Annotated in this window: 12 protein-coding genes and 4 tRNA genes; 8 read left to right on the forward strand and 8 right to left on the reverse strand. The window is 72.1% G+C overall.

Features of this window, described 5'->3' with window-relative positions; all coding sequences use genetic code 11:
* Positions 1 to 201: 201 nt before the first annotated feature.
* Genes HJG45_RS16110 through HJG45_RS16120 form a run of 3 tightly spaced genes read left to right on the forward strand, consistent with a single transcriptional unit; the run spans position 202 to position 3,331 of the window.
* Positions 202 to 2,229 carry an FUSC family protein gene (locus tag HJG45_RS16110; protein WP_171613115.1) on the forward strand — a complete coding sequence of 676 codons (2,028 nt, stop codon included), beginning with the start codon at positions 202 to 204 and terminating at the stop codon, positions 2,227 to 2,229.
* A complete protein-coding gene (locus HJG45_RS16115) occupies positions 2,226 to 2,435 on the forward strand; it encodes a DUF1656 domain-containing protein (protein ID WP_171613116.1) in 210 nt (69 codons plus the stop codon). The genes HJG45_RS16110 and HJG45_RS16115 overlap by 4 nt, the downstream gene beginning before the upstream one ends.
* Positions 2,432 to 3,331: an HlyD family secretion protein gene (locus HJG45_RS16120; protein ID WP_171613117.1), complete on the forward strand. Its 900-nt coding sequence runs from the start codon at positions 2,432 to 2,434 to the stop codon at positions 3,329 to 3,331. The genes HJG45_RS16115 and HJG45_RS16120 overlap by 4 nt, the downstream gene beginning before the upstream one ends.
* Before the next feature lie 9 nt (positions 3,332 to 3,340).
* Here HJG45_RS16120 and HJG45_RS16125 read toward each other — a convergent pair whose 3' ends face one another.
* The 8 genes from HJG45_RS16125 to HJG45_RS16160 form a co-directional block, all read right to left on the reverse strand.
* The gene (locus tag HJG45_RS16125) at positions 3,341 to 4,849 is read right to left on the reverse strand and encodes a hypothetical protein (protein ID WP_171613118.1); all 1,509 of its coding nucleotides are present in this window, start codon (positions 4,847 to 4,849) and stop codon (positions 3,341 to 3,343) included.
* A 181-nt stretch (positions 4,850 to 5,030) separates the two neighbouring features.
* Positions 5,031 to 6,758, reverse strand: coding sequence for a ubiquinone-dependent pyruvate dehydrogenase (gene poxB / locus HJG45_RS16130; RefSeq protein WP_171613119.1), 1,728 nt, complete (start codon positions 6,756 to 6,758; stop codon positions 5,031 to 5,033).
* A gap of 180 nt (positions 6,759 to 6,938) precedes the next feature.
* On the reverse strand, positions 6,939 to 7,472 hold the full coding sequence (gene nusG, locus HJG45_RS16135) for a transcription termination/antitermination protein NusG (protein ID WP_171613120.1): 534 nt from the start codon (positions 7,470 to 7,472) through the stop codon (positions 6,939 to 6,941).
* A 13-nt stretch (positions 7,473 to 7,485) separates the two neighbouring features.
* A complete protein-coding gene (secE, locus tag HJG45_RS16140; protein ID WP_171613121.1) occupies positions 7,486 to 7,680 on the reverse strand; it encodes a preprotein translocase subunit SecE in 195 nt (64 codons plus the stop codon).
* Between the two features lie 122 nt (positions 7,681 to 7,802).
* Positions 7,803 to 7,879: transfer RNA gene (locus HJG45_RS16145), tRNA-Trp, on the reverse strand.
* Between the two features lie 164 nt (positions 7,880 to 8,043).
* A complete protein-coding gene (gene tuf / locus HJG45_RS16150; RefSeq protein WP_171613107.1) occupies positions 8,044 to 9,231 on the reverse strand; it encodes an elongation factor Tu in 1,188 nt (395 codons plus the stop codon).
* 204 nt (positions 9,232 to 9,435) lie between these two features.
* Positions 9,436 to 9,509, reverse strand: a tRNA-Gly gene (locus tag HJG45_RS16155).
* A 54-nt stretch (positions 9,510 to 9,563) separates the two neighbouring features.
* Positions 9,564 to 9,646: transfer RNA gene (locus HJG45_RS16160), tRNA-Tyr, on the reverse strand.
* A gap of 372 nt (positions 9,647 to 10,018) precedes the next feature.
* Between HJG45_RS16160 and rlmB the strand changes: the two genes are divergently transcribed.
* The 5 genes from rlmB to HJG45_RS16185 all read left to right on the forward strand — a co-directional run bounded on the left by rlmB (position 10,019) and on the right by HJG45_RS16185 (position 16,093).
* Positions 10,019 to 10,750: a 23S rRNA (guanosine(2251)-2'-O)-methyltransferase RlmB gene (gene rlmB, locus HJG45_RS16165; protein ID WP_368040612.1), complete on the forward strand. Its 732-nt coding sequence runs from the start codon at positions 10,019 to 10,021 to the stop codon at positions 10,748 to 10,750.
* 64 nt (positions 10,751 to 10,814) lie between these two features.
* Positions 10,815 to 11,579 (forward strand): 2-keto-4-pentenoate hydratase, encoded by a 765-nt coding sequence (locus tag HJG45_RS16170; protein WP_171613123.1) that lies wholly within the window; start codon positions 10,815 to 10,817, stop codon positions 11,577 to 11,579.
* Between the two features lie 106 nt (positions 11,580 to 11,685).
* Entirely contained in the window at positions 11,686 to 11,913 is a 228-nt protein-coding gene (locus HJG45_RS16175) for a hypothetical protein (RefSeq protein WP_171613124.1), read from the forward strand.
* 69 nt (positions 11,914 to 11,982) lie between these two features.
* Positions 11,983 to 12,057 (forward strand) — tRNA-Thr (locus tag HJG45_RS16180).
* A gap of 349 nt (positions 12,058 to 12,406) precedes the next feature.
* Positions 12,407 to 16,093 carry a PAS domain S-box protein gene (locus HJG45_RS16185; RefSeq protein ID WP_171613125.1) on the forward strand — a complete coding sequence of 1,229 codons (3,687 nt, stop codon included), beginning with the start codon at positions 12,407 to 12,409 and terminating at the stop codon, positions 16,091 to 16,093.
* Positions 16,094 to 16,154 lie beyond the last annotated feature (61 nt).

Below are 16,154 nucleotides of genomic sequence, written 5' to 3' on the forward strand. Positions count from 1 at the left end.
TGCCGCACCGGCCCTCGCCCCGGGCCGGTGCCATGGCATGCTGGCAACCGTCCCTATGGCCCGCCTCCCGCGCCTGGAGACTCTGCCTGGGAACCCGGACGCAGGATGGCGGCCTTGATTGTCGGTCTTCTGCCCATGGCGGCCGGTCGCTCGCGGCCGCCATGGGCAGGACACTGGGCGGATCGCGGAGGCGTACCCCTGATGTCTTTTCTTCCCGGCTGGCGGGACTGGCTGTTCTCGGCCCGCTCCTTCGCGGCGGCGAGCCTCGCCCTCTACCTCGCCTTCTGGCTCGACCTGCCGCGGCCCTATTGGGCGGTGGGCACCGTCTACATCGTCATCCAGCCCCTTTCCGGCGCGCTGCGCGCCAAGGCGGCGGCGCGCTTCCTCGGGACCTTCGCCGGGGCCGCCTTCAGCGTCGCGGCGGTGCCCAACCTGGTGGACGCGCCGCCGCTCCTCGCCCTGGTCCTCGCCCTCTGGGTCGCCCTCTGCACCATGGGCTCGCTCTATGACCCGACGCCGCGCAGCTACGCCTTCCGCCTCGCCGGCTATACCGCGGCGCTGGTCGCCTTCCCGGGCGTCGAGGCGCCGGGAGCGATCTTCGACACCGCCCTGGCGAGGGTCGAGGAGATCGGCCTCGGCATCCTCTGCGTCACGCTGATGGACCAGATCTTCCCCCGCCCGGCGACGCCCATGCTGCTCGCCCGGCTGGAGGCCTGGACGGCGAGCATGGCCCGCTTCGGCGCCGAGGCGTTGGCCGGCCGCATGGAGGAGACGCGCTTCATCGTCGAGCGGCGCCGCGTCGCCCGCGACGGCGCGGCGCTCGACGGGCTGTTCCAGGAGGCCCGCTACGAGGATGCCGACCAGCGGGCCGGCCTCGCCTGGGTCCGCGCCCTCAGGGGCCGGGCGCGCACCGTGCCGGCGCTCATCTCGGCGGTCGCCGACCGGGCCCGGGCGCTGCGGCGGGACGATCCGGCCGGCCAGGCGAGCCTCGCGCCGCTGCTCGAGGCCGCGGCCGCCTGGCTCGCCGACACGGCGGATCCGGACCGGCGGCAGGCGGTGCGGGCCGCCGCCCCGGGCCTGCTCGCCCGGCTGCGCGCCGCGGAGCGGGAGGCCGGCGCCGGCACCGGCTGGCCGGCGCTGCTGCGGGAGGGGCTTCTCGCCCGGCTGCGCGAGCTGATCGAGACCTGGTCCCGGTCCCTCGCGCTGGAGCCGCGGGCCGGCGGCCTCGCCGTGCCGCCGCGCGAGGCGGTCGCGCCGGTCACCAGCGCCCATATCGACCCGCTGCTGGTCGGGCTGACGGGGCTTTCGGTGCTCCTCGCCGTGCTCGCCTGCAACGTCGTCTGGATCGCCACCGCCTGGCCGGAGGGGGCGACGGCGACGATGATGGCCGCGGTCGCCACCGCCATGTTCGCCCAGCTCGACGACCCGGCCCCCGCGATCGCCGGCTTCATCACCTGGACCCTCCTCTCCGCGGTCCTCGGCGCGCTCTACCTCTTCGCCGTGCTGCCGGCGATCGACGGCTTCCCGCTGCTGCTCTGCGCCCTTGGCGCCATCTACCTGCCCTTCGGCGCCCTGCATGCCCAGCCGGCCCGCATGGGCATGGCCCTGCCGCTGCTGGTGAACACCGTCGCCCTGATCTCGCTGCAGGAGACCTATGCCGCGGATTTCGCCGGCTACGTCAACGGCGCCGTGGCCCTGCTGTCCGGCTTCCTCGCCGGGCTGGTCAGCATGCGCCTGGTCCGCGCCTTCGGCATCGACTGGCGCATCCGGCGCCTGGTGGCGGCCGACCGGATCGACCTCGCGCGGCTGATCGAGGGGCGGCGGGTCGATCTGCAGCGGAGCGTTGCGATGATGCTCGACCGCTTCGAATTCCTCGCCGGCCGCCTCGGCTCGGCCGATGCGGCGACGCTCGAGGTGAGCGAGCTCGCCGAGCTCCGTGCCGCCATCAACGTGCAGCGGCTGCGGGAGGCGGCGGAACGCCTGCCGCCCGGCCCGGCGGCCGCGGTCGCCGCGGCCCTGCAGGCGGTGCGCGAACAGCTTCGCGGCCGGCTGGCTGAGGCGGCGGTGCTGGCGCGCCTCGATGCCGCGCTGGCGGCCACCACGCCCGACCGGTCGCCGCCGGCCCGCGCCGCCGCCCTCGCCCTCTCCGGCCTGCGCCGCGCCCTCTATCCGGGGGCCGCCGCGCCAAGCCTCGGGCCCGCCCCCACGCCACTGGGGCAGGCCGCATGATCGGCGAGTTCGACCTGCACGGCATCTTCATCCCGGCGCTGCTCGCCTGGTCGGTCCTGGCGCTGCTGGCCAACCTGCTGGCGCGGCGGTTGCTGCAGCATTTCGGCCTCTACCGGCTGATCTGGCACCGGCCGCTCTTCGACCTCGCGCTCTTCGTCATCCTGCTCGGCCTCATCGCCGCCATCGGTACCCGGATCCTCGCATGACCTTCACCCATTCCCTCGGCCAGGCCATCCGCCTCGGCGTCACGCTGGTGGTGGTGGCGGTCGCCGGCCTCATCGGCTGGCAGCTCTGGCGCTACTACATGGAGGAGCCCTGGACGCGCGACGGCCGGATCCGCGCCGAGGTGGTGGGCATCGCCCCCGACGTCTCGGGGCTGGTGACCGAGGTGCTGGTCCGGGACAACCAGCAGGTCCGCCGCGGCGACGTCCTGTTCCGCATCGACCACGACCGCTTCGCCCTGGCGCTGCAGCAGGCAGAGGCGGTGCTTGCCTCCCGCCACGCCACGCTGCTGCAGGCGCAGCGCGACCAGCAGCGCTACACGCGGCTGGACCAGACCGCGGTCTCCATCCAGCGGCAGGAGCAGGCCATCACCGATGCCCAGGTGGCCGAGGCGTCCTGGCGGCAGGCCGAGGCGGACCGCGACGTGGCGCAGCTCAACCTGACGCGGTCGGAGGTGCGGGCGCCGGTGAACGGCTTCGTCACCAACCTGGAATTGCGGCCGGGCGACTATCTCGCCGCCGGCCACGCCGCCCTTGCCCTGGTCGATTCCGACAGCTTCCACGTCGCCGGCTATTTCGAGGAGACGAAGCTGCCGCGCATCCATCCGGGCGACCGCGCCACGGTCCGGGTGATGGGCGAGGCCGGCCTCATCGAGGGCCATGTCGACAGCATCGCCTCCGGCATCACCGACCGCGAGCGGAGCGAGAGCAGCAACCTGCTGGCCAATGTGAACCCGACCTTCAGCTGGGTGCGGCTGGCCCAGCGCGTGCCGGTCAGGATCGCCATCGACCATGTGCCGGAGGGGCTGCGGCTGATCTCCGGGCGGACCGCGACGGTGATGGTGATGCCGCGCGAGGCGGAGGCCGCCGCTGCTCGGTGATGCCCGGCCTCAGGCGATGACGCCATCCCCGAAGGTCGAGCGCCCTTCCAGCGCCCCGTATTGCAGGTAGTGCAGCAGCGGATCGACCCCGGCATTGGCGACATCGGCATAGGCCGCCAGATAGGCGCGGGTGTCGAAGCCGGGCGCCGGATCGCGGCCCTCCCGCCAGCCATAGGCGTCGTAGTGCAGCAGGGGATCGAGACCCGCGGCCTGCACATCGGGATTGGCGGCCAGATAGTCCTTCACCTTGAAGACCGCGTTCGGGTCGCGGCCCTCGCGCCAGCCGCTGCTCTGGTACTGCGCATAGGCGACGGCATCCGGGTCGCCGCCGGCCGCGAGGGCCAGCCGCGCCACGTCGGGATTGGCGAGGAGATAGTATTCGGCATCGAAGGAGCCATGGGTGAAGGAGGCCGGCGCGCCGATGGCGGCATGGATCGCGCGGCCTTCGAACCGGCCGAAGCTGAGATAGTGCACCAGCGGATCGACGCCGGTCGCGGCGACATCCGGATTGCGGGCCAGGTAGAGGCTGGTGTCGAACCAGGCGACGGCGTCGCGCCCTTCCTTCCAGCCGAATTGCTCGAAATGCAGCAGCGGGTTGAGCCCGGCCGTCACGACATCCGGATTGGCGGCGCGGTAGCCGGTGGTGGTGAAGGCGGCGCTGGGATCGAGTCCCGCGCGCCAGCCCCACTGGTTATAGTGATCGACCACGGAGACATGCGCCGCCGCCACCGAGGGGTAGGCCTGGGTGTAGAAGAAGGGATCGAGCAGCGGGTCCCGGTTCACCCCGCTGATCACCGGCAGGCCGATATCCTTCAGCATGGCGAGGTCGAGATCGGAGATCGGGGTGCGCCAGCCATATCTGGCGCCGAGGCCCGTCATCAAGTCGTTGCTGGCCGGCTCGGTACGGGCGTTGCCGACATGGCCGTACTGCTCGCCATTCTTCAGGGTCGTGACGGGCACCGGCGCTCCATAGACGGCGCTGGCCGCGGCGCCGGTGAAGAAGAGCCCACGCGCCGTCTCCACCATGGTCGCGTCCCACCAGGTGGCGGCCCCTAGGGAGAAGCTGCCCGCGTCGTCCCTGAAGCTGATTATGCCGAGGCCGTGGCCGATCTCGTGCATGATGATGGACAGGCCGTCGTATTTGTTGACGGCCGGAGGGCTCGCGGGATCGAGCGAGAACGAAGGCAGGGCCGCCGGGTTGACGGTGATGAAGATGTCGGGGGTTGCGCCGTTCGCGTCCTGGCCTGTCCGCAGTTCTCTGGAGGCGCTTGCCTCATAGACCGGCAGGGCGCCCGTGCGGCCCACCAGCGTATAGAGGCCCGGCCCGCCGGTCGCCAGCGCCATGCCAACGACATTCGGCAATTCCGGCGCCGCGACCGTCACCTGGATATCGATGCTGCCGGCGCCGTAGATATACTGCGACCACTGCGCCGCCGCAGCCGCGACGAGGGCCTGCAACGCGGCATCGTCCGCAGCACCCGCCGCATCGACCACCGAGACGGTATAGGCGAAGGTCATGGCGCGGGCTCCTCCCCGGTTGCGCGCTGGCCATGCCCCCGGAGCAGGGTACCGGCTGGAAAACCCGGCTGAAACCACGACTTAAATCGATGGACCGCCCGGGCGCTGGCAACGCGAAATAAGCCCGAGCCTAGGCCGGATCGGATGCGGCGGGGAACGACAATCGTCCGGCGCCGGCCGCTCAGCGGAAAAGGTTGGTCCGGGCGAGCGCCACCACCTCGTCGCCGCGGCCGCTCAGGATCGCCTTGGCCAGGTAGAGCCCGAAGCCCTTGGCCTGTTCGAGGGTCGCCTTGGGCGGCAGGGCCAGTTCCATGCGGTTGGTCACCACATCGACCAGCGCCGGCCCGTCATGCCGCAACGCCCGCTGCAGCCCCTCGCGCAGATCGGCCGGATCCTCGACCCGGATGCCGAGCAGGCCCGAGGCCTCGGCCACCGCCGCGAAATCCGGATTGCGCAGCGTGGTGCCGGTGTCGAGGAAGCCGCCCGCCTTCATCTCCAGCTCGACGAAGCCAAGCGTGCCGTTGTTCACCACCACGATCTTCACCGGCAGCCCCACCTGCCGCAGGGTGAGGAGGTCGCCCATCAGCATGGCGAAGCCGCCATCGCCGGAAAGCGAGACCACCTGCCGCCCCGGGCTCGCCGCCTGGGCGCCGATCGCCTGCGGCATCGCATTCGCCATCGAGCCATGCCAGAAGGAGCCGAGCAGCCGGCGCCGGCCGTTCATGGTCAGGTAGCGCGCGGCCCAGACCGTCGGCGTGCCGACATCGCAGGTGAAGACGGCATCCTCCGCCGCCACCTCGTCCAGCACCCGGGCCAGGTATTGCGGATGGATCGGCCGCTGGCCGGGATGGCCGACCGCCAGCTCGTCCAGCCCCCTGCGCGCTTCGTAGTAATGCTTGAGCGCACGGTCGAGGAAGCGACGGTCCTGCTTCTCCCGCAGCATCGGCAGCAACACGCCGAGCGTCAGCTTCACGTCGCCGACCACGCCGACATCGACCCGGCAGCGTCGGCCGATCACCTCGCCGCGCAGGTCCACCTGCGCGATGCGGGCCTCGGTCGGGTAGAATTGCCGGTAGGGGAAATCCGTCCCCAGCATCAGCAGCGTCTCGCACTCCTTCATGGCGTGGTAGCCCGAGGAGAAGCCGATCAGCCCGGTCATGCCGACATCGTAGGGATTGTCGTACTCGACATGCTCCTTGCCGCGGAGCGCATGCACCACCGGTGCCTTCAGCGCCGCGGCGAGCGCCACCACCTCGTCATGCGCGCCGGCGCAGCCGCCGCCACAGAGCAGGGTGACGCGCGAGCAGTCGTTCAACATCCGGGCGAGCGCCGCCAGGTCGGCGGGGTTGGGATAGACCTCCGGCAGCGACGGCGCGGCCCAGCGTGCGGGCGGGGAATCGGTGGCCTCGGCCAGGGCCACGTCGCCCGGGATCACCACGACGGCCACGCCGCGCCTGGTCACCGCCTCCCGCATGGCGATCTCGAGCGTGCGGGCGATCTGCCCGACGGTGGCGACCGGGCCGATGTAATGGCTGCAGCCGGCAAAGAGCTGGCGCGGGTCCGTCTCCTGGAAATAGCCGCTGCCAAGCTCATCGCTGGGGATCTGCGCGGCGATGGCCAATACCGGCACCCGGCTGCGGTGGCAGTCGTAGAGGCCGTTGATGAGGTGCAGGTTGCCCGGACCGCAACTGCCGGCGCAGACCGCCAGCTCGCCGGTGAGCTCCGCCTCGGCGCCGGCGGCGAAGGCGGCGGCCTCCTCGTGGCGGACATGCACCCAGTCGATGCCGCCCTTGCGCTGCAGCGAATCGGTCAGCCCGTTCAGGCTGTCGCCGACCACGCCATAGATGCGGCGCACGCCTGCCCTTTGCAGCGTATCGGCGATCAGATCAGCGACGGTAGGCCGGGCCATGCATATCTCTCCTCGGCGGCCGGTCGCGGAGGCGGCGGGCGGCCCCGCCCGGGAGAGAGGCGCGCGACCGGCGATGCTGGCTTGCTGGCCCACCACGCCGGCCGAACGCAGCAGCGGCGCGACGGATCATTGCCAGCGAGACTTACCCGCGCGGGCCGGAGACAGGCCCGCGCCCTGGCGTCAGGCCTTCTCGACCTGGCCGTATTCCAGCTCGACCGGGGTGGAGCGGCCGAAGATGGAGACGCTGACCTTCACCCGGCCACGCTCCTCGTCCACCTCCTCGACCGTGCCCATGAAGCTGGTGAAGGGCCCGTCGGCGACGCGGATCTGCTCGCCCACCTCGAAGATCACGGCAGGCTTGCGCGGCTTCTCCACGCCTTCCTTCACCTGGTTGACGATGCGTTGCGCCTCGGCCTCGGTGATCGGGCTCGGCTTGTTCTTGTTGCCGAGGAAGCCGGTGACCTTCGGCGTGTCCTTCACCAGGTGCCAGGCCTCGTCCGACATCTCCATCTTCACCAGCACGTAGCCGGGGAAGAATTTCCGCTCGGAATTCACCTTCTGGCCGCGACGGACCTCGGTCACCTCCTCGGAGGGGACGAGGATCTCGTCGAACTGCTCGCCGAGACCCTTCTGCGCCGCCTGTTCCTTGATCTGCTGGGCGATCTTCTTCTCGAAGCCCGAATAGACGTGCACCACGTACCAGCGCTTGGCCATCGTTCCGCTCCCCTCACCCCATTCCGAACAGGCTGCGCATGCCGAGCGCGATCACCTGATCGACGACCAGGAAGAACACGGCCGCCAGCGCCGACATCGCCAGCACCAGGCCGGTGGTGATCAGGGTTTCCTTGCGGCTCGGCCAGGTGACCTTCGCCACCTCCGACCGCACGTCCCGGACATACTGCGCGGGATCCAGCTTGGCCAACGCGAGGAACCTTCCCAGGCTACGGGTGAAACGCTTCGCGGGCGGCCGCCCGACCCCGAAGCATGGGGAGGGGCGCCGCCCAGATCAGGACATGGCCCGGCCTCCCGGCAGGGCCGGGCGGGTGGCAGGGGCGGAGGGTCTCGAACCCCCAACCTCCGGTTTTGGAGACCGGCGCTCTAGCCAATTGAGCTACGCCCCTTCACGCCGGGCCAGGGCCGCGACGCGCGGCGACGCCTATAGGGCGGCGGCGCGAGGCTGTCGAGGGGCTGTGGCGCCAGCGCGGCCGGCATCGCCACCCTCCCGACGCAGAAAGGGCGGGCCGACCTGCGACCCGCCCTTCCCATGGTTATGCCTTGCCCTGACTTACTTCGTGATGCCGGCGACGACGCCGGCGCCGACGGTGCGGCCGCCCTCGCGGATGGCGAAGCGCAGGCCCTGGTCCATGGCGATGGGGGCGATGAGCTCGACGTCCATCGTCACGTTGTCGCCCGGCATCACCATCTCGACGCCCTCCGGCAGCTTGACGATGCCGGTCACGTCGGTGGTGCGGAAGTAGAACTGCGGCCGGTAGTTGGTGAAGAACGGCGTGTGCCGCCCCCCCTCCTCCTTGGTCAGGATGTAGGCCTCGGCCTTGAACTGCGTGTGCGGCGTGATCGAGCCGGGCTTGGCCAGGACCTGGCCACGCTCCACGTCCTCGCGCTTCGTGCCGCGCAGCAGCGCCCCGATGTTGTCCCCCGCCTCGCCGCTGTCCAGCAGCTTGCGGAACATCTCAACGCCGGTCACCGTCGTCTTGACCGTGTCCTTCAGGCCGACGATCTCGACTTCCTCACCGACCTTCACGATGCCCCGCTCGACCCGGCCCGTCACCACCGTGCCGCGGCCCGAGATCGAGAACACGTCCTCGATCGGCATCAGGAAGGGCAGGTCCTTCGGCCGCTCCGGCTGCGGGATGTAGCTGTCCACCGCCCGCATCAGCTCCAGCACCGCCTGCTCGCCGATCTCAGGCGTCTTGTCCTCGAGCGCCGCCAGCGCCGAGCCCTTGATGATCGGGATGTCGTCGCCCGGGAACTGGTAGGAGGACAGCAGCTCGCGCACCTCCATCTCCACCAGCTCGACCAGGTCCGGATCGGCCATGTCCATCTTGTTCAGGAACACCACCAGCGCCGGAACGCCAACCTGCCGCGCCAGCAGGATGTGCTCGCGCGTCTGCGGCATCGGGCCGTCCGCCGCCGACACCACCAGGATCGCGCCGTCCATCTGCGCCGCGCCCGTGATCATGTTCTTCACGTAGTCAGCGTGGCCAGGGCAGTCCACATGCGCGTAGTGACGGTTCTGCGTCTCGTACTCGACATGCGCCGTCGAGATCGTGATCCCCCGCGCCTTCTCCTCCGGCGCCTTGTCAATCTGGTCGTAGGCCGTGAACGTCGCACCGCCCGTCTTCGCCAGAACCTTGGTGATCGCCGCCGTCAGCGACGTCTTCCCATGGTCCACGTGACCAATCGTCCCGATGTTGCAGTGCGGCTTCGTCCGCTCAAACTTCGCCTTCGCCATCGTCCGGCTCCGCTACCCCATCTGGCCCATGCGGCCGACCATCGGCGCCAGGGCATCGTCCAGCCCATGAGGGCGAGGCCCGCCGCATCCGCCGCGAAGCTCGCCCCCAGTCCTTCAATGTCGGAACGGGCCGCCCCTGGGACCCATCCGCGCGGGACCGGTCCTGATCTGCGGCGATACCGCTCCGGCCCCTTGCCCGTGCGGTGGAGCGGGTGACGGGAATCGAACCCGCACAACCAGCTTGGAAGGCTGGGGCTCTACCATTGAGCTACACCCGCGCCCAACGCGCCGCTGGTCCAGGGAGCGCCGGCGAACCCGGCGCCGCAGGGATATGGAGGGGGTTGGATTCGAACCAACGTAGGCGCTAGCCAACGGATTTACAGTCCGTCCCCTTTAGCCACTCGGGCACCCCTCCGCAGTCCTGCCTGTATCCCTGCCAGCGGGTGGCGCGGGTTATCCGGTTTCATCATGGCCTGTCAACGTGGCCCGGCGACCGATTCACCTCCGGGCGAGCTTCGTCATGGCTGGACAGCAGCGCCGACCTGGGCAGGATCGCGGCATGCGCCGAGGCCCGCCGCGTAGCGGCTCACCCAACATACCGCGTAGCGGCACTTCCAACCCGCCGCGTAGCGGCCCTTCCAAGGCACCGCGTGGCGGCTTTTCCAACACGCCGCATGGCGGCCCGTCGAACCCCTCCCGCGGGGGCCCGAAGGGGCCGGCGCCGCACGCCCCGCCGCGCGCGCCCCGGCATTCGCCGCATGGCGGCCCCGACCGGGCTGGCCCGCGCGTGGCCGGCCTGCCGAGCGGCGGGGGGGTCTGGCTGCACGGGCTGCACGCCGTCGCCGCCGCGCTCGGCAATCCGGCGCGGCGGCTGCGGCGCCTGCTGCTGACCGCGGAGGCCGAGACGGCGCTGGCCGCCCGCCTGCCCGGCCCCTGGCGGATCGCCGCCGAGCGCGTCGAGCGCGGCCAGCTCGCCGGCCTGCTGGCGGAGGATGCGGTGCACCAGGGCGTGGCCCTGCTGGCCGAGCCGCTGCCCGCCATGCCGCTCGACCGGGCGCTGGAGCACGGGCACGGCCCGGTCCTCGTCCTCGACCAGGTGACCGATCCGCGCAATGTCGGCGCCATCCTCCGCTCCGCTGCCGCCTTCGGCGCCGCGGCGCTGGTGCTGCAGGACCGGCACGCGCCGCCCGAGACCGGCGCGCTGGCCCGCGCCGCCTCCGGCGCGCTGGAGCTCGTGCCGGTGGTGCGCGAGGTGAATCTGGCGCGGGCGATCGACGCCCTGAAGAAGGCCGGGCTCTGGGTGGTCGGCCTCGCCGGCGAGGCGCCGGTGACCCTGGCCCAGGCCGGGCTCGGCGGCCGTCGGGTGGCGCTGGTGCTCGGCGCCGAGGGCGAGGGCATGCGGCGGCTGACGCGCGAGCATTGCGACGAGCTCTGCCGCCTGCCCATCGCGCCGGAGATGGAGAGCCTGAACGTCTCGGCCGCCGCGGCGGTCGCGCTCTACGAGCTCGCCCGCGGCTGAGGGCCAGCTTGCCTCGATTGCCACGCCCGCGCATGAGAAGGCCGACAGAAGGGAGGAAACGACCATGAGCGCAGCCGCAGAGACGATCCTCGCCGCCCGCAAGGCGCGCCGGGTGCTCGCGCCGCTCGGCGCCGCGGCGCCCGGGACGCCGGAGGCGGGCTATGCCGTGCAGCGGGCGGTCGCCGAGGGCCAGGGCGCGGTGCCGCCGGCCGGCTTCAAGATCGGCGCGACGACGAAGCAGATGCAGGACTATCTCGGCCTCTCCGGCCCGGCCGCCGGCTTCGTGCCGCGCAGCAGCCTCAACCCGGACGGCGCCGAGTTCCGCTTCGCCGATTTCCTCAACCCCGGCGTCGAATGCGAGTTCGGCGTGCGGCTCGGGCGCGACCTGCCCTTCGGCCTGACGACGCGCGAGCAGGCGGCGGCGGCCGTGGCCGAGATCTTCCCGGCGATCGAGATCGTCGAGAAGCGCTATGGCGATCTGGCGGCGCTCGGCACGCCGACGCTCATCGCCGACCAGGTCTTCCATGCCTCGGGCGTGCTCGGCCGGCCGGTGGCCAATTGGCGCGATCTCGATCTCGGCGCGGCGAAGGGCACCTTCCATGTCGGCGGCAAGGTCGTGGGCTCGGGCCATGGCCGCGACCTGCTCGGGCATCCGCTGGAGGCGCTGGCCTGGCTGGCGGGCTCCGGCGCGGCCAAGGTCTTCGGCGGGCTGAAGGCCGGGCATGTGGTCTGGCTCGGCTCGGTCACGCCGCCGATCTGGCTGGAGGGCCCCTGCGAGGTGATCGCCGAGTTCGACCTGCTGGGGACGGCACGGCTCCGCTTCGTCTGATCGAAGCCGGTTGTTAACCCCGGCCGGGCAGGATGGCCGCGCTGCCCATCCGGGGCGGCCGCAGCAGATTTTGCCCGCCAGGATGGCGCGCCGGAATGGAAACCCCATGCCGCACGCCGACTGGATTGCCCTGACCGATGACCAGCAGCTCGCCCTGGCGCGGGAAGCCCTACGCCGCGCCGCCGAGACGCTGGCCGACCACGCCGAGGTGCTGGCGACCGAGATGGATGACGGGATGCTCGCCGATCGCGGCGGCCCGGATTCGCTTCGCCTTTTCGCCGCGGTGATCCGCGCCACCAACCGCGATGCTTTCGGCCCGATAGGCCAGGCCTGATCGGCCGTCCTGGAGCCGACGGGCCGGCGTGATGGACCCTGCCGTCGCCCCGGGGTATGAGGCGGGCAGGCCGGGTTAGCACAGCGGTAGTGCAGCGGTTTTGTAAACCGAAGGTCGGGGGTTCGATCCCCTCACCCGGCACCAGCCTCTCCGACACCTCGCCTCGGAAGATCGTTTCGGGCCGCATTGTCGGGCCGTACGCCGATCCCGGCTCTCCGCCTCTGAGAGGCGGCTCCTTCTTCGCGCTGGCCGGTATCCGGCCCAGCCAGCCCCACGATCACCGTAGCGAGAGCCGTTCGGGCAACGACGGACGAATTGGGACATCCGGGCGCTGTAGACGGCGTGCTCCCGGAAGGATCGCCGTGCCCGCCCGTCCGCCCCGCAACCTGCCCCTCGCGCCGGAGGTGTCAGCCCCTGCCGGCGGCATCACCTCGGGGCCGTTCCCCAGCCTGCGGCGGCCCCGACGCGGAGAATCGGCCGGTGACGCCGTCCCGTGACCGAAGCCCCGTTTCCCGTCAACGGCAACGAGACAACCCGGCGCGAGCTCGTCGCGCTCAGGGCCGAGGCGGCGCGCTTGGGCGAGGCGCTCCGCGAAGCCGAGCGGCGGGAGGCCTGCGGCCGGGACGCCCTGACGGCGGAGCGCCTCCGGCATGAGGGCGAGCTGGCCGCGGCCCGGGCGGAGGTGGCCGCTGCCCAGGCCAGGCTTGCGGCGGTCACCACGGAACTCGACCGCATCCTGGCCGACGACCGGGCGGCAGCGCTTGCCATGCGGGAGAGCGGGACGGATTACCGTGCCCTGTTCGATGCTCGGGATGACGGCTCCTGCATCGTCGAGGTGTTGTTCGACTCCACCGGGCGCGCCGAGGATTACCGCTTCCTCGAGGTCAACGCCGCCTTCGAGCGACAGACGGGCCTGCGGGGCGCCGTCGGGCGGCGGGCGCGGGAACTGGCGTCGACGCTCGAGGAGCACTGGTTCGAGACCTGTGGCCGCGTCGCGCTGACCGGCGAGGCGGCGCGCTTCGTCAACAATGCCGCCGCCCTCGGCAATCGCTGGTACGATGTCTGCGCGTTCCGCATTGGCCAGCCCGGGCAGCACCGGGTCGCCATCCTCTTCACCGACACCACCGGGCTGCGCCTGGCCGAAGGGGCGCTGCGCGAGGGCGAGGCGCGGCAGGCCTTCCTCCTGACGGTCGCCGATGCGCTGCGGCCCCTCGCCGACCCGGCCGAGATCGAGGGCGAGGCCTGCCGGCTCTTGGCCGAGCGGCTGGCCGTGGACCGGGCCTATTACGTCGAGCTGGACGAGGCCGCCGGCACCGCGCAGGTCACGCGCGACTTCGTGCGCGGCGACGCGCCCTCGTTCGCGGGGCAGCACCGGATCGCGGACTTCGCCTGGTCGGTCGCCATCCTCCGCCGTGGCGAGTGCCATGTCGTTGCCGACACGCAGGCCGCCTCCGACCTCGTGCCGCCCGCGGACCGCCCCGCCTGCGCCGCGCTCGGGATCATCGCCTGCATGGGGACGCCGCTGATCAAGGACGGAAGGCTGATCGGCGCCCTCTGCGTGACCGCCGCCCGCCCGCGCGCCTGGACCCGGGATGAGGTCGAGCTCCTCTGCGAGGTCGGCGAGCGGGCCTGGGCCGCCATCGAGCGCGTCCGGGCGGGGACGCGGCTGCGCGAGAGCGAGGCCTGGCTCGCCGGCGAGAAGGAGGCCTTCCAGGCCGCCGCCAGCGGGGCGCCGCTGGCCGTCGCGCTGGCGGCCCTCATCCGCACCGCCGCGGCGCAGCTGGGCGGCGGCGCGGGCTGCGCCTTCTACGTCGCCGACCGCGAGGCGGCGGTGCTGCGCCAGGTGGCCGGCAGGCCGGACGCCTATGCGGAATGCGGGGAGGGCTGCCGGATCGGCGCCGACTCGCTCGCCTGCGGCCTGGCCGCCCATACCGGCCAGCCGGTCATCACGCCCGACGTGACCCGCGAGCCGCGGTGGCGGTCCTGGCTCTGGATGGCGGAGAAGCACGGCTATCGCGGCTGCTGGTCCTTCCCGATCGAGACCCTGGAAGGGCGGGTCGTGGGGACCTTCGCCGCCCACTTCCCCACCGAACGCACGCCGACGCCGCGCGATCTCGATCTCGCCGCCGTCCTGGCGCGGGCGGCGGCGGTCATCATCGCCCGGCATCAGGAGGCCGAGGACCGCATCCAGGTCGAGGCGGCGCTGCGGGCGAGCGAGGAGAGGTTCCGCGGCTTCGCGGAGAACTCGGCCGATGTCCTCTGGATCACCAATGGCGACGGCAGCCGCCTGGAATACCTCTCGCCGGCCTTCGAGCGGATCTTCGGCGAGCCGCGCGCCCGCATCCTGGCGGATCTTGGCCGCTTCATGGAGCTGGTGCATCCCGAGGACCGGGGAGAGCTGTCCCGCTACCTGCCGCAGGCGCTGGCCGGCGAGGTGGCCGTCGCGCATTACCGCGTGGTCCGCCCCTCCGACGGCCGCGTCGTGCATCTGCGCGACACCGGCTTCCCGATCCGTGATGCGAACGGGGCGGTTGTCCGCGCCGCCGGCATCGTCCAGGACGTGAGCGACCTGCACGAGGCGGCGGCGGCGCGGGAGGCGGAGAAGGAGCGCTTCCGCACCCTGGCCGAGGGCCTGCCGCAGCTGGTCTGGCGCGCGGCGCCGAATGGCCGTTGGACCTGGGCGAGCCCGCAATGGAAGGCCTATACCGGCCAGACGGAGGCGGGCAGCGCGGGCGATGGCTGGCTGGCCGCGTTGCATCCGGCGGACCGCGCGACGGCGGGGGAAGCCTGGGACGCAGCGGAGCGCCTTGGGGTCTACCAGGCCGACTTCCGGGTCCGCCATGCGGGCACGGGCCGCCATGCCTGGTTCCAGACGCGTGGCGTGCCGTTGCGGGATGCCGGGGGGGCGCTCGTCGAATGGATCGGCGCCTGCGCCAATATCGACGAGCAGGTCCGGGCGCGGGAGACCCTGGCACGGAGCGCGGAGGAGCTCGACGAGCGGGTGCGGCAGCGCACCGCCGAGCTGCTGGCCGCCGAGGCGGCGCTGCACCAGGCCCAGAAGATGGAGGCGATCGGCCAGCTCACGGGCGGCATCGCGCATGACTTCAACAACATGCTGCAGGGCGTCGTCGGCGGCCTCGACATGGCGCGACGGCGGCTGGACGCGGGACGCAGCGCGGATGTGGCCCGCTACACCGATGCGGCGCGGGATGCGGCGGTCCGCGCGGCGGGCCTGACGCGCCGGTTGCTGGCCTTCGCCCGGCGCCAGCAGCTCCAGCCGCGTCCGCTCGACCCTAATGCGCTCGTCCGGGGCATGGAGGAGCTGCTGCGCCGCTCCGTGGGGCCGGCGGTGGCGGTGGAGCTTCGGTTGCGCGACGGCGCCGGCCATGTGCTCTGCGATCCGAGCGAGCTGGAAAGCGCGGTGCTGAACCTCTGCATCAACGCGCGCGACGCCATGCGCGGCGGCGGCAGGCTCACCATCGCGACCGACAGCCTGCGGCTGTCGGTCGCGGAGATCGCGCCGCACGAGGGCGCGGCGCCCGGCGAGTTCGTCTCCATCCGCGTCACCGATACCGGCACCGGCATGATGCCGGAGATCCTGGCGCATGTGCTGGAGCCGTTCTTCACCACCAAGCCGCAGGGCGAGGGCACCGGTCTCGGTCTCAGCCAGGTCTACGGCTTCGTGCGGCAGTCCGGCGGCCTGCTGCGCCTCGACAGCGCGCCCGGCCGCGGCACGACGGTGCAGATCCTGCTGCCCCGCCGGGAGCCCGAGGCGGCCTCCGCCGGGTCGGAGGCGACGGGCGACGTGGCGGACCGCGCCGGCCACGGCGAGACGGTGCTGATGGTGGACGACGAGACCGCGGTCCGCACGCCGGCGGCGGAGCGGCTACGCGATCTCGGCTACCGCGTCGTCGAGGCCGGGAACGGGCCGGAGGCGGTCCGGCTCCTCGAGGAAGGGCTTCGCCCGGATATCCTCGTCACCGATGTGGGCCTGCCGAACGGCATGGATGGCCGCGCCGTGGCGGAGGAGCTGGAGCGGCGCTGGCCGGGCCTGCCGGTGGTGTTCGCCACGGGCTACGCGCATGTCGCGCTGCCCGACGATGCCATGGTGGTCACCAAGCCCTTCGACCTGGACACCTTGGCGGCGCGCATCGTGGAGCTGCGCCGCCGCATCCGCTGACGGGGCCGCGCGAGGCGCCGAACCCAACCGGCCTCCCATGGACGGCCACTGCATTGTTCTG

Source organism: Roseicella sp. DB1501 (assembly GCF_013112485.1).
GTDB lineage: Bacteria > Pseudomonadota > Alphaproteobacteria > Acetobacterales > Acetobacteraceae > Paracraurococcus.

What these genes read in the sequence shown, in the direction of transcription:
- HJG45_RS16110 (WP_171613115.1), top strand. Translation starts at nt 202, where the DNA reads ATGTCTTTTCTTCCCGGCTGGCGGGACTGGCTGTTCTCGGCCCGCTCC.
- HJG45_RS16115 (WP_171613116.1), top strand. Translation starts at nt 2,226, where the DNA reads ATGATCGGCGAGTTCGACCTGCACGGCATCTTCATCCCGGCGCTGCTC.
- HJG45_RS16120 (WP_171613117.1), top strand. Translation starts at nt 2,432, where the DNA reads ATGACCTTCACCCATTCCCTCGGCCAGGCCATCCGCCTCGGCGTCACG.
- HJG45_RS16125 (WP_171613118.1), bottom strand. Translation starts at nt 4,849, where the DNA reads ATGACCTTCGCCTATACCGTCTCGGTGGTCGATGCGGCGGGTGCTGCG.
- poxB (WP_171613119.1), bottom strand. Translation starts at nt 6,758, where the DNA reads ATGGCCCGGCCTACCGTCGCTGATCTGATCGCCGATACGCTGCAAAGG.
- nusG (WP_171613120.1), bottom strand. Translation starts at nt 7,472, where the DNA reads ATGGCCAAGCGCTGGTACGTGGTGCACGTCTATTCGGGCTTCGAGAAG.
- tuf (WP_171613107.1), bottom strand. Translation starts at nt 9,231, where the DNA reads ATGGCGAAGGCGAAGTTTGAGCGGACGAAGCCGCACTGCAACATCGGG.
- HJG45_RS16170 (WP_171613123.1), top strand. Translation starts at nt 10,815, where the DNA reads ATGAGCGCAGCCGCAGAGACGATCCTCGCCGCCCGCAAGGCGCGCCGG.
- HJG45_RS16175 (WP_171613124.1), top strand. Translation starts at nt 11,686, where the DNA reads ATGCCGCACGCCGACTGGATTGCCCTGACCGATGACCAGCAGCTCGCC.